Source organism: Halostella litorea, assembly GCF_004785955.1.
GTDB lineage: Archaea > Halobacteriota > Halobacteria > Halobacteriales > Natronoarchaeaceae > Halostella > Halostella litorea.
The window spans coordinates 136,735-151,544 of sequence record NZ_ML214300.1 but is presented as its reverse complement, the minus strand read 5'-3'; the positions used below and the strand labels follow the sequence as shown (position 1 = coordinate 151,544).

The window sequence follows — 14,810 nt, the reverse complement described above, 5'->3', positions numbered from 1 at the left end:
CACGGCGGCTGTCACGGCCGTACGCCGACGAGCCGTCGAACGGGTGTTCGATCACCGTCGATTTCGACGACAGATCGTGAAGGTTCCCGTCGGTCCCGACGACGGAGGGTCTCGCAGAATTGTATCGGGGAGTGGAAGGGGCGGGATTTGAACTCTGCGAGACGGTCGCGTTCGCTTCGCTCACGCGCTGCGACTCGCCTGCTCAAATCCCGCGTTCGCCACTCCACGATACGGCGGTCGCTCGGCGACGAAACGCCTCGCAGGAACGTATCGCGGAGTGGAAGGGGCGGGATTTGAACCACGCCCGGACGGTCGCCTCGCTGCGCTCGGCGCTGCGTCCGGTCTACTTCAAATCCCTTCGGCACCGCTCCGAACGACATGGATCGCTCGACGATGAAACGTCTCGCTGGAAAAGACGTTCGGAGTGGAAGGGGCGGGATTTGAACTCTGCGAGACGGTCGCGTTCGCTCCGCTCACGCGCTGCGGCTCGCCTGCTCAAATCCCGCGTTCGCCACTCCACGATACGGCAGTCGCTCGGCGATGGAGCGCCTCGCAGGAACGTATTGCGGAGTGGAAGGGGCGGGATTTGAACCACGCGAAGCCTTTGGATTCCACGACGACGGGCAGGATCCGCCGACGCGGGGCGCTCTACCACTGAGCCACCCTTCCTCGGGCAGGGCTACGCGATGGGGCAACTAAGAGGTGACGGGTCGGGGGCCGGGGTCAGTAGCTACGGACCTTCGGCTCGTACGTCTTGTTCTCGCCTTCGAGGATGACGGGCTTGTAGAACAGTTCGGGGTCCCCGTCGTTCCAGCGAAGCAGCGTGTGCTTGAGCCACTCGTCGTCGCGGCGCTCCTGGTACTCCTGTCGCCAGTGCGCGCCGCGGAACTCGTTGCGGGCCAGCGCGCCGAGCGTGATGGCCTCGGCGAGGTCGATGATGTTCCGCGTCTCGATGGTGTGGATCAGGTCCGTGTTGAACGTCCGGGACGGGTCGTCGACGTACACGTCCTGGTAGCGCTCGCGGGCCTCGCGGATGTCCCGCAGGGCCTGTTTCAGGCCCTCCTCGTTGCGGAACACGTTGACGTTCTGCGTCATGGAGTCCTGCAGGTCCTCGCGGATGGCGGCGTGTTGCAGCCCCTCCTCCTTCTCCAGCAGGCGCTCGACGCGCTCGCGCTCCTCCTCGACGGTTTGCTCGACGACGCCGGTCGGGTCGGCGACCGCCCCGCCGTCCGCCGCCACGTCGTCGCTCGTCGTCGTGACAGCGCCGGGTTCGACCGGGGTGTCGACCTTGCCGGACTCGGCGTCCTCGCTGTAGCCCGTCGTGATCTCCGCCTCCTTCATGTCCTTGCCGGCGGCGTGGTGGCCGGCGCGCTTGCCGAACACGATGAGTTCTGGCAGGGCGTTGCCGCCGAGGCGGTTCGAGCCGTGGACCGAGACGCAGGCACATTCGCCGGCGGCGTACAGCCCCTCGATGCACGTCTCGCCGTTCTCGTCGGTCTCGATGCCGCCCATCTCGTAGTGCTGGCCGGGCTTGACCGGCATCGGCTCGACGAGGCCGTCGACGCCCTCGAAGTCCTCCGCGAGGTGGAGGATGTTCTCCAGGCGGTCGAGGATGCGGTCCTCGCCGAGGTGGCGCATGTCGAGGTGGACGTACTCGTCGTTGATGCCCCGCCCCTCGTTGACCTCGGTGAGTTCGGCGCGGGAGACGACGTCGCGGGAGGCGAGTTCGCCCTCGTTGTTCGCGTAGCCGTGCTCGAACATGAACCGCTCGCCCTCGGCGTTGTAGAGGATGCCGCCCTCGCCGCGGACCCCCTCGCTGATGAGGACGCCCGTCGACGGGAGCGTCGTCGGGTGGAACTGGACGAACTCCATGTCCTCCAGCGGGACGCCGGCGCGGTAGGCCATCGCGTAGCCGTCGCCCGTGTTCGCCACCGCGTTGGTGGTGTGCTCGAACACCTGGCCGGGGCCGCCGGTCGCCAGGATGACCCCCTTGTTCGCCTTGAATCCCTCGATTTCGCCGGTCTTCACGTCGTAGGCGACGACGCCGTGGCACTGCCGGTCGGAGGGGTCTTCGTGGTCGGTCACGGCGAGTTCGGAGACGAACCACTCGTCGTACACCTGGATGCCGTGCTTGACCGCCTGCTCGTACATCGTGTGCAGCAGGTGGTGGCCGGTCTCGGCCCCGGCGTAGGTCGTCCGCGGGAACGAGAGGCCGCCGAACGGCCGCTGGGAGACGCGGCCGTCGTCCTCGCGGGAGAAGGGCATCCCCCAGTGTTCGAGGTTGATGACCTCCTCGGGCGCGTCCTTCGCCAGGGTCTCGATGGCCGGCGCGTCGCCGAGGTAGTCCGACCCCTTCATCGTGTCGTAGGCGTGCATCTCCCAGGAGTCGCCCTCGCGGAGCGCGGCGTTGATGCCGCCCTCCGCCGCGCCGGTGTGGCTTCGCACCGGGTGGAGTTTCGTGACGATAGCCGTGTCCGCTCCTTCCTCGCTCGCTGCGATCGCGGCCCGGAGGCCCGCACCGCCGCCGCCGACCACGATCACGTCGTGTTCGTGCATAGTTTGGTGTTAGTGTCGGGGTTGCTTGTCTGTGGCGCTTACCAGAACTTCAGGTTGCTCTTGACCGCCTCGCGTTTGAGCTCCTGGATGTGCTCGGTCAGCGGGATGTCCTTCGGGCACACCTCGGTACAGGAGAACTGCGTCTGACAGCGCCAGACGCCGTGTTCCTGTTCGAGGATGCGCAGGCGGTGCTCCTCCAGGTCGGCCTCCTCGCGGTCGTCCATGTAGAACCGGTAGGCCTTGTTGATCGCCGCGGGCCCGAGGTACTCGTTGTCGCCGGCGGCGATGTTACAGGAGGACATGCACGCGCCACACCAGATGCAGCGCGTCGACATCTTGATCTTCTCGCGGTTCTCCCGGGTCTGGCGCTGCTCCTCGCCCTCCGGGAACTCATCGCTCTGGAAGTACGGCTCGACGGACTCCATCTGGTCGTAGAAGTGCTGCATGTCGACGACCAGGTCCTTCACGACGTCCTGGTGGGGGAGCGGCTCGACGCGGACCGGCTCCTGCAGGTCGCCCAGTTGGGTCTTGCAACAGAGCCGCTGGGAGCCGTTGACGAACATCGCGTCGCTCCCGCAGACCGCCTGCCGGCAGGAGTGCCGGAAGGTGAGCGACGAGTCGTAGTGGTCCCGGGCGAACATCAAGGCGTCCAGCACGGTCATCCCCTTCTCGTAGGGGACGTGGAAGTCGTCGAATCGCGGCTCCTGTTTCCCCTCGACCTCGGGGTCGTAGCGGAACACCTTCAGGTGGACCGTCGACTCGGCGGCCTCCAGTTGCTCCCGGGCCAGCCGTTCGCGGTCGGCCGCCTCGCGGCGGGCCGCCTTCTCGGACATCCGGCGCTCCTGATGTGGCTTGCTCTCGGTCTCGGCTTCGGTTTCGGCCTCCGTCTCGGAAACTTGCGTACTCATATTAGAACCCCGCCATGACGATGGCGACTCGAACGCCCTGTGCGATCAGCGCGACGCTGGCGACGACCAGCACCCACTTCACGGCCGTCTTTTGCGTGCCGTCAATCCCCTGGTTGACGAGCGCGTTGAACACGCCGTTGACCCCGTGGAACGTCGCGGTCACGAGGAACGCGACCATCGTCGCGAAGTAGCCGACGTTCTGCATCCGGGCCTGCGTGCCCGCGAACTCGATCTCGTAGGCGTGGTGGACGAAGTGCAGCAGGAAGAAGTGGAACGCGAGCACCACCACGAGAAACGCCGCCGTCACGCGCTGGAGGAGCCACCGCGTGCTCGCCGGCTCGAACGAGGAGTAGCGCTCGGCCATCAGATGCCCACCTCCGAGAGGAACGTCGGGACGCTGGCGACGACGATGGCGCCCGTCAGGACCATCGACGCGTAGAAGCTCTTGTCCTGTGCCTCCAGCCCGACCCCCAGGTCGACCATCAGCAGGCGGATCCCGTTGAGGATGTGGAACACCGCCACCGCCAGCAGCCCGATCTCGAGGATGCGGACGACGAACAGCCCTTCCAGTCCCTGTAGCGTCTCGTTGTACGTCTGCGCACCCTGCATCGCGGAGCTGAGGACGGCGATGTGGGTGAACAGATACCCCGCGAGCACCCAGCCGGTGAACTTGTGGAAGATCCAGGCCCACATCCCGGCCGAGAACTCCCGCCACCGACCGAAGTCCTCGACGGCTCCTCGGTTGTAAGACTGACTCATGCTCTACTCTGAGGCTTGGACCCTGATGGTATAGAAGTTACTACCTTCAGCCGGGATCCGGATCGGATCCGCCCCCCGTCCCGCACACGTTCGGGGGACCGCGGGCCGGCATCACCCCCCGCGGCCGCGCTGTTCGCGCTCCAGCGCGCGCTGGGTCTCCGGTCCGAGTTTCGCGAGGTGACAGATCGGGTTGCCCGGGAACACGAGCGGGTTCTGGAGGATGCCGACGAGCAGGCCGGTAAACGGCGCGACCACCTCGTTCGTCGTCGTGCCGAAGGGGTTGGTGATCGTACAGATCGTCTCGCCCTCGCGGACCAGCGAGCCGCGCGACCGGTGCATCTCGACCATGCCGCCGGTGTCGGCGCGGAGCCAGGTCTTCTCGTCGGAGCTGCCGACGACGGTCCGCCAGCCGGGCCACCGCACCGCGGCATCGGGCCGCATGCCGTACTCCGCGAGCACGCTCTCGACACCGTCCAGCGCGCGGTCGATGAAGCCCCGCTGGAACTCGTTTGCCTTCCCCATCTCGATGGTGATCGTCGGCGTCCCCGCCTCCGACGTCTCCCGGCGGAGCGTCCCCGACGGCCCGTTGCTGGAGATGATGACGTTCGAGCCGAACGCGCGGGCGAGCCGGTCCACCGCCTCGTCGTCGGTGTCGGCGCGCACGTGAAGCATGTTCGTTCGACCGCGCGTCGAGGTGTGGAAGTCGATGCCCAGGTCGCAGGGCTTCAGGAAGTTCTCGAAGATGCGGTAGGCGATCCGCTTGGAGCTCGTGCTGGACTCCGAGCCGGGGAAGGAGCGGTTCAGGTCGCGGTCGTAGATCGGGAGGTAGCGCTGCTGGGCCAGGAAGCCCGGCACGTTGAGGACCGGGAGACAGACGAGCGTCCCGTGGAGGTTCGAGTGGTCCCACTCGTTTGCCACTTCGCGCACCACCTCGACGCCGTTGAGTTCGTCGCCGTGGACAGCCGCGCTCAGAAACGCCGTCGGCCCGGGCCGCTCGCCGTTGACGATCGTGACGGGGATCCGGACGGGGTCGCCCAGGTACGTCTCGCTGACGCCGTACCGGATGTTGGCGGCCTCGCCGGGGGCGACGCTCCCCCCGTTGTACGTGAACGGCTCGGCCTCGCTGTCGCTCATGTGTCCCCTCTCGAAGCGCCGACGTAAAAGCCTGCCACGTCGGGGCGACGACGGTATGAAATCGCTTTTGGCACTGGCAGATGACGTACCATTATGTCCGAATCCGGAGGGAGCGTCGGCGTCGGCGTTCTCAGCCTACACAACAGCAAGGAGACGAAAGCGATCTTAAACGCCGTTCAGGACCTGGGCCACCGACCGGAGTGGCTCCGCAGGGAGAACACCGCCGTCGAGATACGCGACGGGGAGGCGACCGTCGAGCCGGAGGTCGACGTCATCGCCAACCGGCTCTTGCTGTCGAACACCGACCAGCCCTCCGAGGACCTCGGCCTCGCGACGACGTTCCAGCACCTCCGGCCGATGCTCAACGAACCCGGGGCCGTGCTGACGGCGATGCACAAGTTCGCCGCGGCGGCGAAACTCGTCGAGGCCGGCATCCAGGTCCCCGACGCCCTGCTCGCGCTCAGCAACGCCCGGCTCAACCGCGACCGGTTCAAGTTCGGCGACGAGGCCGTGTACAAGACCGCCATCGGCACCCACGGCGGCGGCACATGGAAGATCGGCCCGGAGGAGGACGTGAACCCCCGCGTCGGCAACCGGCAGGCGTTCCTCCAGAGCCTGATCGAGCGCGACGGCGAGCGCCACCGCGACCTCCGCGTCTACGTCGTCGGGGACGAGGTGATCGGCGCGATGAACCGCTACGCCCCGGAGAACGACTGGCGGACCAACGTCGCGCTCGGTGGCGACGTCGAGGATGCCTCGGAGGACCTCCCGCCGGAGGTCGTCGACATCGCCCTGGAGTGCTCCGACGTGATCGGGCTGGACTACGCCGGCGTCGACCTCGTCGAGGGCGAGGGCGGCTGGTACGTCCTCGAAGTGAACCCGACGGCCGGCTTCAAGGGGATGTTCAAGGCGACCGGGATCAGCCCCGCGCCCCACATCGCGAAACTCGCCATCGAGCGGGCCGGCGGCGAGGTCGACGACGAGCGCGTCGCGGAGCTGTCCGAGACGCTCGACGACTCGGTGCCGGACTGCAAGCCCTCCGTCCCGCGGACGGATCCGGACCAGCCGCTCGTCATCGGCTACACCGAGGAGGTCGTCGTCAGCGGCACCAGCGGCTCCGCCTCGGTCGTCGCCAAGTCCGACACCGGCGCGACCCGGACCAGCATCGACACGCGCATCGCCGCCGAGATCGGTGCCGGGCCGATAAAGAGCCTCACGAAGGTCCGGTCGGGCAGTTCGAAGAGCAGCCGCACCCGCCCCGTCGTCGACATCGTCGTCGGCATCGGCGGCACCCGCCACACCGTGACGGCCAGCATCGAGGACCGCAGCCACATGTCCTACGACATGCTGCTCGGCCGTGACATCCTCAAGGACTACCAGGTCGACGTGCGCCGGCGCGTCGACGACGAGGAGTAGCTCAGTCCTCCGCGACCACTTCCGCGACAGCGTCGACCACGTCCTCGTTCGCCCGCCACAGGTACAGCGACGCGTACGACCGGTACGGCCGCCACCGCTCGGCCGCCTCGACCATCTCCGCCCGGCTCATGTCGTCGCCGTACAGCGCCGTCATCCCTTTCCGGACGCCCAGGTCGCCAACCGGAAACACGTCCTCGCGGCCCAGCGAGAACATGAGCTGCATGTTCGCCGTCCACTCGCCGACGCCCTTGATGCTCGTCAGTTCCTCGACGACGGCGTCGTCGTCCAGGCCGGCGAAGTACTCGCGGTCGTACCCGCGCTCGACGAACGCCTCCGCGACGTTCCGGACGTAGCTCGCCTTCTGCCGGGAGAGCCCGGCGTCCCGGAGCACTTCCTCGTCGGCCTCCAGCATCTCCTCGGGCGTCGGCTCGACGGCCTCGAACAGCCGTTCGCGCGTCGCCTCGGCGGACGCCATCGACACCTGCTGGCGCAGGATCGAGACGACGATCCGCCGGTAGAGGTCGTCGGCCGGGTCCAGCCACAGCGGGCCGAACTCCTCGACCAGCGGCCCAAGCACCTCGTCGCCCGCCAGGAACTCGTGTGCCTCGTTCACGACCGGGGGTTACGAGTCGGCGCGCATATGCGTTCCGCCGCCGGACCGAAGGCTTAGCATCCCCCGGTTCGACGTGGAGGCCATGTCGCCGACAGTCGACGACCTCCGCAACGAGATCCGGGAGTCGGTCGGGCGGTACGAGCGCGTCGAATCGACCGGGTTCACCAAGGAGGCGCTGGTCGCGGTCTGCGAGGCGCTGGACTGCGACCTCGCGACGGAGCCGACGCCGCCCAAATCCGAGATGCGCGCGGCGATCCGCCGGGCGGTCGACGGGGACCCCGACGACGGGGGCGCGTTCCGCAAGGCTGATCTGGAGGCCATCGCGGCGGCGCTCCGGAGCGAGTAGAGATGCGGAGTTTAGGAGAGGACGAGGAGATCGAACGAGCGATTCAGTATCTGGTCCACTCGTTCGAATCCACGGGCGATAACCCCAAACCGGTGATCCTCCACAGTTCAAGGGTGGGAATGGATCTCTACGACAGGGGTTTCGACAGCCACGTCGTCGTTTCCGGCCTCCTCCACGACCTGATAGAGGATACGGATACGACTGCCGAGGAGATCCGTTCCGAGTTCGGTAACGACGTTGCGGAGGTCGTGGAAGCCGCTAGTTTCGACGAGGACATCGACGACTATCTCGAAAGGCACTACGACATCTATAGGAGATGCTTCGAACTGGGAAGGAGTGCGGTGGCTGTGAAAGCCGCTGACATCCTAGATAACAGCGATTACTACGGGTTGGGGGACTCGGAGGAACTACAGGAGAACCAGATCGAGAAGATGAGATATTTCATCGACGAATCCGAACCGTATATCGGGGAGGAAGGCATCTATCAGGAACTCCAAGACAAGTTCCCCGTCGTGAAGGAACGAGTGCGGAATCGTCTCCGAGATTGATGTCCGATTTGAATAGACACCGCGAGCGCCCGCGGCGCTCGCGGCCTTTTTGATCGACCTTTTTGGACCGAGCGGTGCGCCGGAGGCGCACCCGAGTGTCGAAAAAGGTCGTTAGTAGCCCTTGCCGAGCAGTTCGCGGGCGATGATGTTCTTCTGGATCTCCGTGGTGCCCTCGTAGATCTGGGTGATCTTCGCGTCGCGGTAGAAGCGTTCGACGTCGAAGTCGTTGACGTAGCCGGAGCCGCCGTGGACCTGCACGGCCTCGTCGGCCACGTCGACGGCGACGTTGGAGGCGTACTCCTTGGCCATCGACGCCAGCGCGGTGAGCTGTTCGTCCTCGTTCTCGACGCTCCAGGCGGACTTGTAGGTGAGCATCCGCGCGGCCTCGGTCTTGGTGTGCATTTCGGCCAGTTTGTGCTGGATCGCCTGGAACTCCGAGATGTTCTGGCCGAACTGCTCGCGCTCCTGGGCGTACTCCAGCGCGCGCTCGCAGGCGCCCTTGGCGATGCCGACGCCCTGCGCGGCGACCATCGTGCGGGTCTCGTCGAAGAACTGCATCAACTGGAGGAAGCCCGCGCCGCGGGTGCCCACGAGGTTCTCCTCGGGCACGCGCACGTCGTCGAAGATGAGTTCGGCGGTGTCGCTGGCGCGGATGCCGAGCTTCCCGGTGATCTTGTCGGCCTCGAACCCGTCCCGGTCGGACTCGACGACGATCTGGGAGAAGCCGGAGTAGCGGTCGGCGGCGTCGGGGTCGGTCTTGCAGAGCACGACGTAGTAGTCGCCGACGCTACCGTTCGTGATCCACATCTTGTTGCCGTTGATGACCCACTCGTCGCCGTCCTTCTCGGCGCGGGTCGACACGGAGGACACGTCGCTGCCGACGTCGGGTTCGCTGATCGCCGCGCCCATGATGGCGTCGCCGCGGGCGACGGGTTCGAGGAAGCGCTCCTTCTGGTCCTCGGTGCCGAACTCCATGATCGCGTCGCCCCCGAAGGAGGCGCTGGTGATCGAGAGGCCGATCCCGGGGTCGACCGCGAACAGTTCCTCGACGATGAGCGCCGTCTCGAACGGCGAGTAGCCCGCGCCGCCGTACTCGATGGGGATGTTCGCGCCGGTCAGCCCCATCTCGGCCGCCTTCTCGACGACCTCGTGCGGGAACTTCTCCTCCTGGTCGTACTCCTTGGCGACCGGTTCGATCTCGTTTTCGGCGAAGCGGCGCACCTCGTCGCGGATGGCCTGCTGTTCGTCGGACAGTGCGAAGTCCATGCGATCCGATTCCATACTCAATAATAAAGACCTTTGTAACCCGAAGTAAACTTGAATAGAGTTTGTAACGTCGACGAGGGAAACGTTGAAACCCTTCGCAGGTGAGAGAACGCGTATGGAGATCGACGATATCAACCGCATCGCAGTTCTCGGCGCGGGGAACATGGGCCACGGCATCGCCGAAGTCGCCGCCCTCGCGGGGTACGAGGTGAACCTCAGGGACATCAAGGAGGAGTTCGTCCAGAACGGGTACGAGCAGATCGAGTGGAGCCTCAACAAGCTCGAGGAGAAAGAGCAGATCGGCGAGGGCGAGGCCGACGCCGCGCTCGACCGCGTGACGCCGCTGGTCGACGTTGAAGAGGCCGTCGGCGACGTCGACTTCGTCATCGAGGCCGTCCCGGAGAAGATGGAGATAAAGCAGGACGTGTACGGGGAGGTCGAGGAACACGCGCCCGACGACGCCATCTTCGCCACGAACACGTCGAGCCTCTCGATCACCGACCTGGCGGAGGTCACCGACCGCGAGGAGCGGTTCTGCGGGATGCACTTCTTCAACCCGCCGGTGCGGATGCAGTTGGTCGAGGTCATCTCCGGCGCGAACACCGCCGACGAGACGCTCGACCTGACCGAGGAACTCGCGGCGGACTTCGGCAAGACGCCCGTCCGCGTCCGCAAGGACAGCCCGGGCTTCGTCGTCAACCGCATCCTCGTGCCGCTGATGAACGAGGCCTGCTGGCTCGTCCACGAGGGCGAGGCGACCATCGAGGAGATAGACAGCACCACGAAGTACGAGATGGGGCTCCCGATGGGCAGCTTCGAGCTGGGCGACCAGGTTGGCAACGACGTGAGCTACCACGTGCTGGAGTACATGCACGAGGTGCTGGGCGAGGCCTACGAGCCGGCGCCGCTGCTGGCCGAGAAGGTCGAGAACGACGAACTCGGCAAGAAAACCGGCAAGGGGTTCTACGACTACGAGGACGGCGACGGGGCCGACGTGCCGACCGACGCCGGCCGCGAGGACGTGAAGCGACGGCTGCTCGCCGCGATGGCCAACGAGGTCGCCCACCTCGTCGGCGGCGACGTCGCCGACCCCGACGCCATCGACGAGGCCGTGATGCTCGGCGCGGGCTTCCCCGAGGGCCCCGCCAAGATGGCCGACGACGCCGGCCTCGCGGAGCTGCTCGACGAGCTCGAAACCGCCCACGAGGAGACCGGCGCGGCCCGCTACGAGCCGGCCGACTACCTCCGTGAAGCCGCCGCGGAAGGCGGGTTCCACGGCGGCGACGACGAGGGCGGCGACGCCTACGACTACGAGACGCTCGACGTCGAGGTCACCGACGACATGGTGGGCCACGTCACGCTCGACCGGCCCCACCGGATGAACACGATCAGCGACGACCTGATCGCGGACCTCGACGACGCCATCGACGAACTGGAGGCCGACGACGACGCACGCGCCATCCTGCTGACCGGCGCGGGCGAGAAGGCGTTCTCGGCGGGCGCGGACGTCCAGAGCATGGCCGGGAGCGGCGCGGACCCGATCAAGGTGACGGAGCTGTCCCGCTCCGGCCAGCAGACGTTCGGCCGGCTGGAGTCCTGTGACATGCCCGTCGTCGCCGGCATCGACGGCTACTGCCTCGGCGGCGGCATGGAACTCGCGACCTGCGCCGACATGCGCGTCGCCAGCGAGCGCTCCGAACTCGGCCAGCCCGAGCACAACCTCGGCCTGATCCCGGGCTGGGGCGGCACCCAGCGCCTCCCGGAGATCGTCGGCGAGGGCCGCGCCAAGGAGATCATCTTCACCGCGGACCGGTTCGACCCCGAGACGATGGCCGACTACGGCTTCGTCAACGAGGTCGTCCCCAACGACGAACTGGAGGACCGCGCCTACGAACTGGCCACCGACCTGGCCGCCGGCCCGCCGATCGCCCAGCGCTACACGAAGCGCGCGATGCTCGCCGGCCGCGACGACCGGACCGCCGGCCTGGAGTACGAGAACCAGGCGTTCGGCCAGTTGGCCGCCACGGACGACCTGATGGAGGGGCTCACCGCGTTCATGGGCGACGAGGAGCCGGAGTTCGAGGGCAAGTAACGGGCGACGGACAGCGAACCCCGCCGCTTTCTCCACTTTTTTCCGGGTCCCCTGTGCACTGCTTCCCGTGACCGACGCACGGTTCTGGGGCATCGCGCCCGCCGCGGCCGCATCGCTGTGGGGCGGCATGTACGTCGTCAGCAAGTGGGGCTTCGCCCACGTGCCGCCCGTGACGCTCGCCTTCCTGCGGGTTGCGTTGGCGGCCGTCGCGCTGCTCGCCGTCGTCCGCGCGGCCAAACCGGCACGGTCGTTCTCCCGGCGCGACTGGCTCGACTTCGCCCACCTCGGGTTCTGGGTGGCGGTGACGCTCGTCACCCAGTTCGTCGGCACGGACCTGACGAACGCGAGCCAGGGGTCGCTGCTGACCGTGCTGACGCCGGTGTTCACGCTCGGGCTGGGCATCGCATTCCACGGGGAGGCGCTGACCGGACGGAAGGTCGGCGGGATGGCGCTGGCCGCGGCGGGCACCGTGGTCGTCCTCGCGGGGCAGTACGACCTGACGACGCTCGCGGAGGGGAGCCTCGCCGGCGTCGCCCTGCTCCTGCTCGCCAGCCTCGGCTGGGCCGCATACACCGTCGCCGGCAAGCGCCTCGTGCGGACCTACTCGGCGCTGGAGGCGGCGACGTACTCGACTGCCCTCTCCGTGCCGATGATCGCCGTCCTCGTGCCCGTCGAGGCCGTCGCGACCGGCGCGTCGCCCGCCGCCGTGCCGCTCACGCCCGCCGTGGTCGCCGCGGTGTGCTACCTCGGCCTGCTCAGCACGGCCGCCGCGTGGTACCTCTGGTACAGCGGACTGGCCTTCGCCGACGCGGGCACCGTCGCCGTCTTCTTCTTCGCCCAGCCGGTCGTCGGGGCCGCGCTCGGGGCGCTCCTACTCGGGGAATCGCTCGGCGCGGGCTACGTCGCCGGCGGCGCGGTCATGGGGCTCGGCATCTACCTCGTCTCCACGGCGGGGGAGTGAGGGTCCCGGACCGGCGTCGGTCGGAACGCGGCGGAACCGTCCGGTCTGCCAACACTTTTGGCGGTGACGGGGTATCGATGCCAGCATGGCGACCTCACGAGCGACGATTCGCGGCACGGTCCGCGGGATGGGGACGCGAGCGAACCCGGCGTTCGCCGTCGGGGCGGTCGCCGTCCCGCTGGCCGTGCTCGCGTACGCGGTCCTGTTCGCACCGATAGAGGTACACACCTACGCCCACGTCATGGCCGGCGTGCTCTGGACGGGCATCGACGTGTTCATGGCGCTCGTGCTCGGCCCGGTGCTCGGCGGGCTCTCCGTCGAGGAGCGGGCGAGCGTCTTCGAGCGGTTCACCCCGAAGATGACGTTCCTGATGCCGACGCTGGCCCTCGTCACCATCGCGGGCGGCATCACGCTCGCCGAGCGGATGTCGTACTTCCCCCACGCCGACCCGTGGCTGGCGCTTTTCACCGCGGCCAGCCTCGTTCCCGCGGTGCTGCTGATCGGGTGGCAGTTCCGTGCCTTCGGCGACCGGCGCTGGCGGGCCGCCTTCGCCGTCGTCGCCGCCGGGAGCGCCGCCTTCCTGGCCCTGACGCTGCCCGACTTCGCGATGACCCGCCCGGTGATCGCCGTCTCGCTGGCCGTCGTCACGCTGCTGTCCGTGCTCGGGTTCGGCGTCCTCATGCCGGGCGAGGTGCGGATGTACCGCGAGATGACCTCGGCCGAGCCGGACCCGAACGTGATCAGCCGCATCGGCATGCGCAACGCGAAGCTCTCCGGCGTGCAGGGCGCGCTCCAGTTGGCCGTCGTCGCCGCGATGGTGTACCTGCGCTGGGGCGGGTTCTGACCGACGCCGGCGCGACGGCGTTTTGCCGTCCCGGTCCCTACGCCCCGCCATGTACACCGGGAAGACGGAACAGCCCTGCTGTCTCTGTGACGACCCCGAGATCCACACCCGGATCGACCTCTTCCCCCGCGCGGTCCAGCTGCTGAAACACTCGGACCCCATCGCCTGGCGCGACATCGTCGGCGAGGTGTCGATCTACTTCTGCGAGGACGACTGGGAGACGGTCCGCGACCTCGTGCTGGAGACCGGGATGAGCCCGCTGCCGCGGTGCAACGTCGCGCGGGCCTCCTTCGACCTCCGCGAGGACTTCGAGGCCCTGCTGAACGAGACGCGCGAGGAACCGGACCAGCGCCCGGTCGAGCACGAGTTCCGCGACCGGAGCGAGGCAGCCCTGTCAGCCCCCGACGAGGCCGAGGAGCGCGAACTCGTGCAGGCCCGCGTCGTCACGTGGGCGCTCGCGGACCTCGACGGCGAGGCGTGACCCGGCCCGTCAGCTACTTGGTCGTCGGCGGGAAACTCAGCCTGAATGAGCCTGCGGGACGTCATCGCCGACGTGGAGTCCCGGCGAAAGACGCTGACCGTGTTCAACCCGGACCCGGACGGCGACGTCGCCGGGGACCTCCGGTCGTACTTCGCGGACCGGAACGTCGCGGTCGAGACCGAGGCGACCGAGAGCGGCCGCCCGGCCGGGTTCGCCGTGCTCTACCGCGGGGAGACGTTCCTGACCGCGACGTCGACGGACGCCCTGCGGGACCTGATGACGGACCTCCCGGACGGCGAGTCGGGGCTGGGCGTCGACGACTCGGCCCACGCAGACCTGTTGCGCTACCTAAAGGAAGCGACGTTCACGTCCTACGACGTGCCGGGGATGGTGACCGCGTCCCGCGAGATAGAGGACCGCGCGTGGCGCGTCGGCGACGGCCAGCTGTTCGCTGGGTTCCAGTACGCCTCGACCCTCGACGGCCAGTCGCAGGTGTACCGCGACCTCGCCGAGCGCCCCCTCGACGTGCACGTCTACGCTTCGCCCGACGAGGACCCGCCGGAACTGGAGGGCGTCACCGTCCACACGGAGGACGACCCCGAGATAGAGCGCACCTGGTTCGTCGTCTTCGACGGCGCGGGCGCGGACGACCGCAAGTCCGCCCTGCTGGCCGAGGAGCGCGGCGACCGGGAGTTCTACGGCTTCTGGACGTACGACCCGGCTCTCGTCGACCGTATCGTCGCACATCTCGACCGGCGCTACGGCCGGGTATCGCAGTGAATTCGCCGACCGCGGCGTCCGCGAATGGCGCGCGTTCCGTCACGGCCCGCGGGGTTTATAACGCAGAACCCCATTTGCCAACATAACCGGCCCATCAGGGTCCCGT

At 67.7% G+C, this 14,810-nt stretch carries 15 protein-coding genes and 1 tRNA gene; 8 read left to right on the top strand and 8 right to left on the bottom strand.

Going from position 1 to position 14,810, the window contains the following annotated elements:
- Nucleotides 1–571 precede the first annotated feature (571 nt).
- The 6 genes from EYW40_RS19465 to EYW40_RS00780 all read right to left on the bottom strand — a co-directional run bounded on the left by EYW40_RS19465 (nucleotide 572) and on the right by EYW40_RS00780 (nucleotide 5,357).
- Nucleotides 572–669: transfer RNA gene (locus EYW40_RS19465), tRNA-OTHER, on the bottom strand.
- 54 nt (nucleotides 670–723) lie between these two features.
- The gene (locus EYW40_RS00800; RefSeq protein ID WP_135819727.1) at nucleotides 724–2,556 is read right to left on the bottom strand and encodes an FAD-binding protein; all 1,833 of its coding nucleotides are present in this window, start codon (nucleotides 2,554–2,556) and stop codon (nucleotides 724–726) included.
- A 38-nt stretch (nucleotides 2,557–2,594) separates the two neighbouring features.
- The gene (locus EYW40_RS00795; RefSeq protein ID WP_135819726.1) at nucleotides 2,595–3,464 is read right to left on the bottom strand and encodes a succinate dehydrogenase/fumarate reductase iron-sulfur subunit; all 870 of its coding nucleotides are present in this window, start codon (nucleotides 3,462–3,464) and stop codon (nucleotides 2,595–2,597) included.
- Nucleotide 3,465: 1 nt separating this feature from the next.
- Nucleotides 3,466–3,828: a succinate dehydrogenase hydrophobic membrane anchor subunit gene (locus EYW40_RS00790; RefSeq protein WP_135819725.1), complete on the bottom strand. Its 363-nt coding sequence runs from the start codon at nucleotides 3,826–3,828 to the stop codon at nucleotides 3,466–3,468.
- Nucleotides 3,828–4,223: a succinate dehydrogenase, cytochrome b556 subunit gene (sdhC, locus tag EYW40_RS00785; protein WP_135819724.1), complete on the bottom strand. Its 396-nt coding sequence runs from the start codon at nucleotides 4,221–4,223 to the stop codon at nucleotides 3,828–3,830. Before sdhC ends, EYW40_RS00790 begins: the two co-directional genes overlap by 1 nt.
- 111 nt (nucleotides 4,224–4,334) lie before the next feature.
- Nucleotides 4,335–5,357 (bottom strand): succinylglutamate desuccinylase/aspartoacylase family protein, encoded by a 1,023-nt coding sequence (locus tag EYW40_RS00780; RefSeq protein WP_135819723.1) that lies wholly within the window; start codon nucleotides 5,355–5,357, stop codon nucleotides 4,335–4,337.
- Between the two features lie 93 nt (nucleotides 5,358–5,450).
- On the opposite strand from EYW40_RS00780, the gene EYW40_RS00775 reads away from it, so the two are divergent.
- Entirely contained in the window at nucleotides 5,451–6,773 is a 1,323-nt protein-coding gene (locus EYW40_RS00775; protein WP_135819722.1) for a RimK family alpha-L-glutamate ligase, read from the top strand.
- Nucleotide 6,774: 1 nt separating this feature from the next.
- On the opposite strand, the gene EYW40_RS00770 is transcribed toward EYW40_RS00775, so the two are convergent.
- A complete protein-coding gene (locus tag EYW40_RS00770) occupies nucleotides 6,775–7,386 on the bottom strand; it encodes a DNA-3-methyladenine glycosylase family protein (RefSeq protein WP_135819721.1) in 612 nt (203 codons plus the stop codon).
- Between the two features lie 82 nt (nucleotides 7,387–7,468).
- Between EYW40_RS00770 and EYW40_RS00765 the strand changes: the two genes are divergently transcribed.
- Together EYW40_RS00765 and EYW40_RS00760 are read left to right on the top strand one after the other, a co-directional pair.
- Nucleotides 7,469–7,732 carry a hypothetical protein gene (locus tag EYW40_RS00765; protein ID WP_135819720.1) on the top strand — a complete coding sequence of 88 codons (264 nt, stop codon included), beginning with the start codon at nucleotides 7,469–7,471 and terminating at the stop codon, nucleotides 7,730–7,732.
- A 2-nt stretch (nucleotides 7,733–7,734) separates the two neighbouring features.
- Nucleotides 7,735–8,280 (top strand): HD domain-containing protein, encoded by a 546-nt coding sequence (locus EYW40_RS00760; RefSeq protein ID WP_135819719.1) that lies wholly within the window; start codon nucleotides 7,735–7,737, stop codon nucleotides 8,278–8,280.
- Nucleotides 8,281–8,391: 111 nt separating this feature from the next.
- On the opposite strand, the gene EYW40_RS00755 is transcribed toward EYW40_RS00760, so the two are convergent.
- On the bottom strand, nucleotides 8,392–9,546 hold the full coding sequence (locus EYW40_RS00755; protein WP_135819718.1) for an acyl-CoA dehydrogenase family protein: 1,155 nt from the start codon (nucleotides 9,544–9,546) through the stop codon (nucleotides 8,392–8,394).
- Nucleotides 9,547–9,661: 115 nt separating this feature from the next.
- Between EYW40_RS00755 and EYW40_RS00750 the strand changes: the two genes are divergently transcribed.
- From EYW40_RS00750 to EYW40_RS00730, 5 genes are all read left to right on the top strand, one after another.
- The gene (locus EYW40_RS00750) at nucleotides 9,662–11,638 is read left to right on the top strand and encodes a 3-hydroxyacyl-CoA dehydrogenase/enoyl-CoA hydratase family protein (RefSeq protein ID WP_135819717.1); all 1,977 of its coding nucleotides are present in this window, start codon (nucleotides 9,662–9,664) and stop codon (nucleotides 11,636–11,638) included.
- A gap of 67 nt (nucleotides 11,639–11,705) precedes the next feature.
- Nucleotides 11,706–12,599 (top strand): DMT family transporter, encoded by an 894-nt coding sequence (locus EYW40_RS00745; RefSeq protein ID WP_135819716.1) that lies wholly within the window; start codon nucleotides 11,706–11,708, stop codon nucleotides 12,597–12,599.
- A gap of 127 nt (nucleotides 12,600–12,726) precedes the next feature.
- Complete coding sequence (locus EYW40_RS00740) at nucleotides 12,727–13,443, top strand: hypothetical protein (RefSeq protein WP_135820597.1); 717 nt, start codon at nucleotides 12,727–12,729, stop codon at nucleotides 13,441–13,443.
- Between the two features lie 49 nt (nucleotides 13,444–13,492).
- Nucleotides 13,493–13,924 carry a DUF7960 family protein gene (locus EYW40_RS00735; RefSeq protein ID WP_135819715.1) on the top strand — a complete coding sequence of 144 codons (432 nt, stop codon included), beginning with the start codon at nucleotides 13,493–13,495 and terminating at the stop codon, nucleotides 13,922–13,924.
- A gap of 45 nt (nucleotides 13,925–13,969) precedes the next feature.
- Nucleotides 13,970–14,704, top strand: coding sequence for a DICT sensory domain-containing protein (locus EYW40_RS00730; RefSeq protein ID WP_135819714.1), 735 nt, complete (start codon nucleotides 13,970–13,972; stop codon nucleotides 14,702–14,704).
- The last annotated feature ends 106 nt before the right edge of the window (nucleotides 14,705–14,810 follow it).

What these genes read in the sequence shown, in the direction of transcription:
- EYW40_RS00800 (WP_135819727.1), bottom strand. Translation starts at nt 2,556, where the DNA reads ATGCACGAACACGACGTGATCGTGGTCGGCGGCGGCGGTGCGGGCCTC.
- EYW40_RS00760 (WP_135819719.1), top strand. Translation starts at nt 7,735, where the DNA reads ATGCGGAGTTTAGGAGAGGACGAGGAGATCGAACGAGCGATTCAGTAT.
- EYW40_RS00795 (WP_135819726.1), bottom strand. Translation starts at nt 3,464, where the DNA reads ATGAGTACGCAAGTTTCCGAGACGGAGGCCGAAACCGAAGCCGAGACC.
- EYW40_RS00755 (WP_135819718.1), bottom strand. Translation starts at nt 9,546, where the DNA reads ATGGACTTCGCACTGTCCGACGAACAGCAGGCCATCCGCGACGAGGTG.
- sdhC (WP_135819724.1), bottom strand. Translation starts at nt 4,223, where the DNA reads ATGAGTCAGTCTTACAACCGAGGAGCCGTCGAGGACTTCGGTCGGTGG.
- EYW40_RS00735 (WP_135819715.1), top strand. Translation starts at nt 13,493, where the DNA reads ATGTACACCGGGAAGACGGAACAGCCCTGCTGTCTCTGTGACGACCCC.
- EYW40_RS00740 (WP_135820597.1), top strand. Translation starts at nt 12,727, where the DNA reads ATGGGGACGCGAGCGAACCCGGCGTTCGCCGTCGGGGCGGTCGCCGTC.
- EYW40_RS00775 (WP_135819722.1), top strand. Translation starts at nt 5,451, where the DNA reads ATGTCCGAATCCGGAGGGAGCGTCGGCGTCGGCGTTCTCAGCCTACAC.
- EYW40_RS00780 (WP_135819723.1), bottom strand. Translation starts at nt 5,357, where the DNA reads ATGAGCGACAGCGAGGCCGAGCCGTTCACGTACAACGGGGGGAGCGTC.
- EYW40_RS00790 (WP_135819725.1), bottom strand. Translation starts at nt 3,828, where the DNA reads ATGGCCGAGCGCTACTCCTCGTTCGAGCCGGCGAGCACGCGGTGGCTC.
- EYW40_RS00765 (WP_135819720.1), top strand. Translation starts at nt 7,469, where the DNA reads ATGTCGCCGACAGTCGACGACCTCCGCAACGAGATCCGGGAGTCGGTC.
- EYW40_RS00750 (WP_135819717.1), top strand. Translation starts at nt 9,662, where the DNA reads ATGGAGATCGACGATATCAACCGCATCGCAGTTCTCGGCGCGGGGAAC.
- EYW40_RS00730 (WP_135819714.1), top strand. Translation starts at nt 13,970, where the DNA reads ATGAGCCTGCGGGACGTCATCGCCGACGTGGAGTCCCGGCGAAAGACG.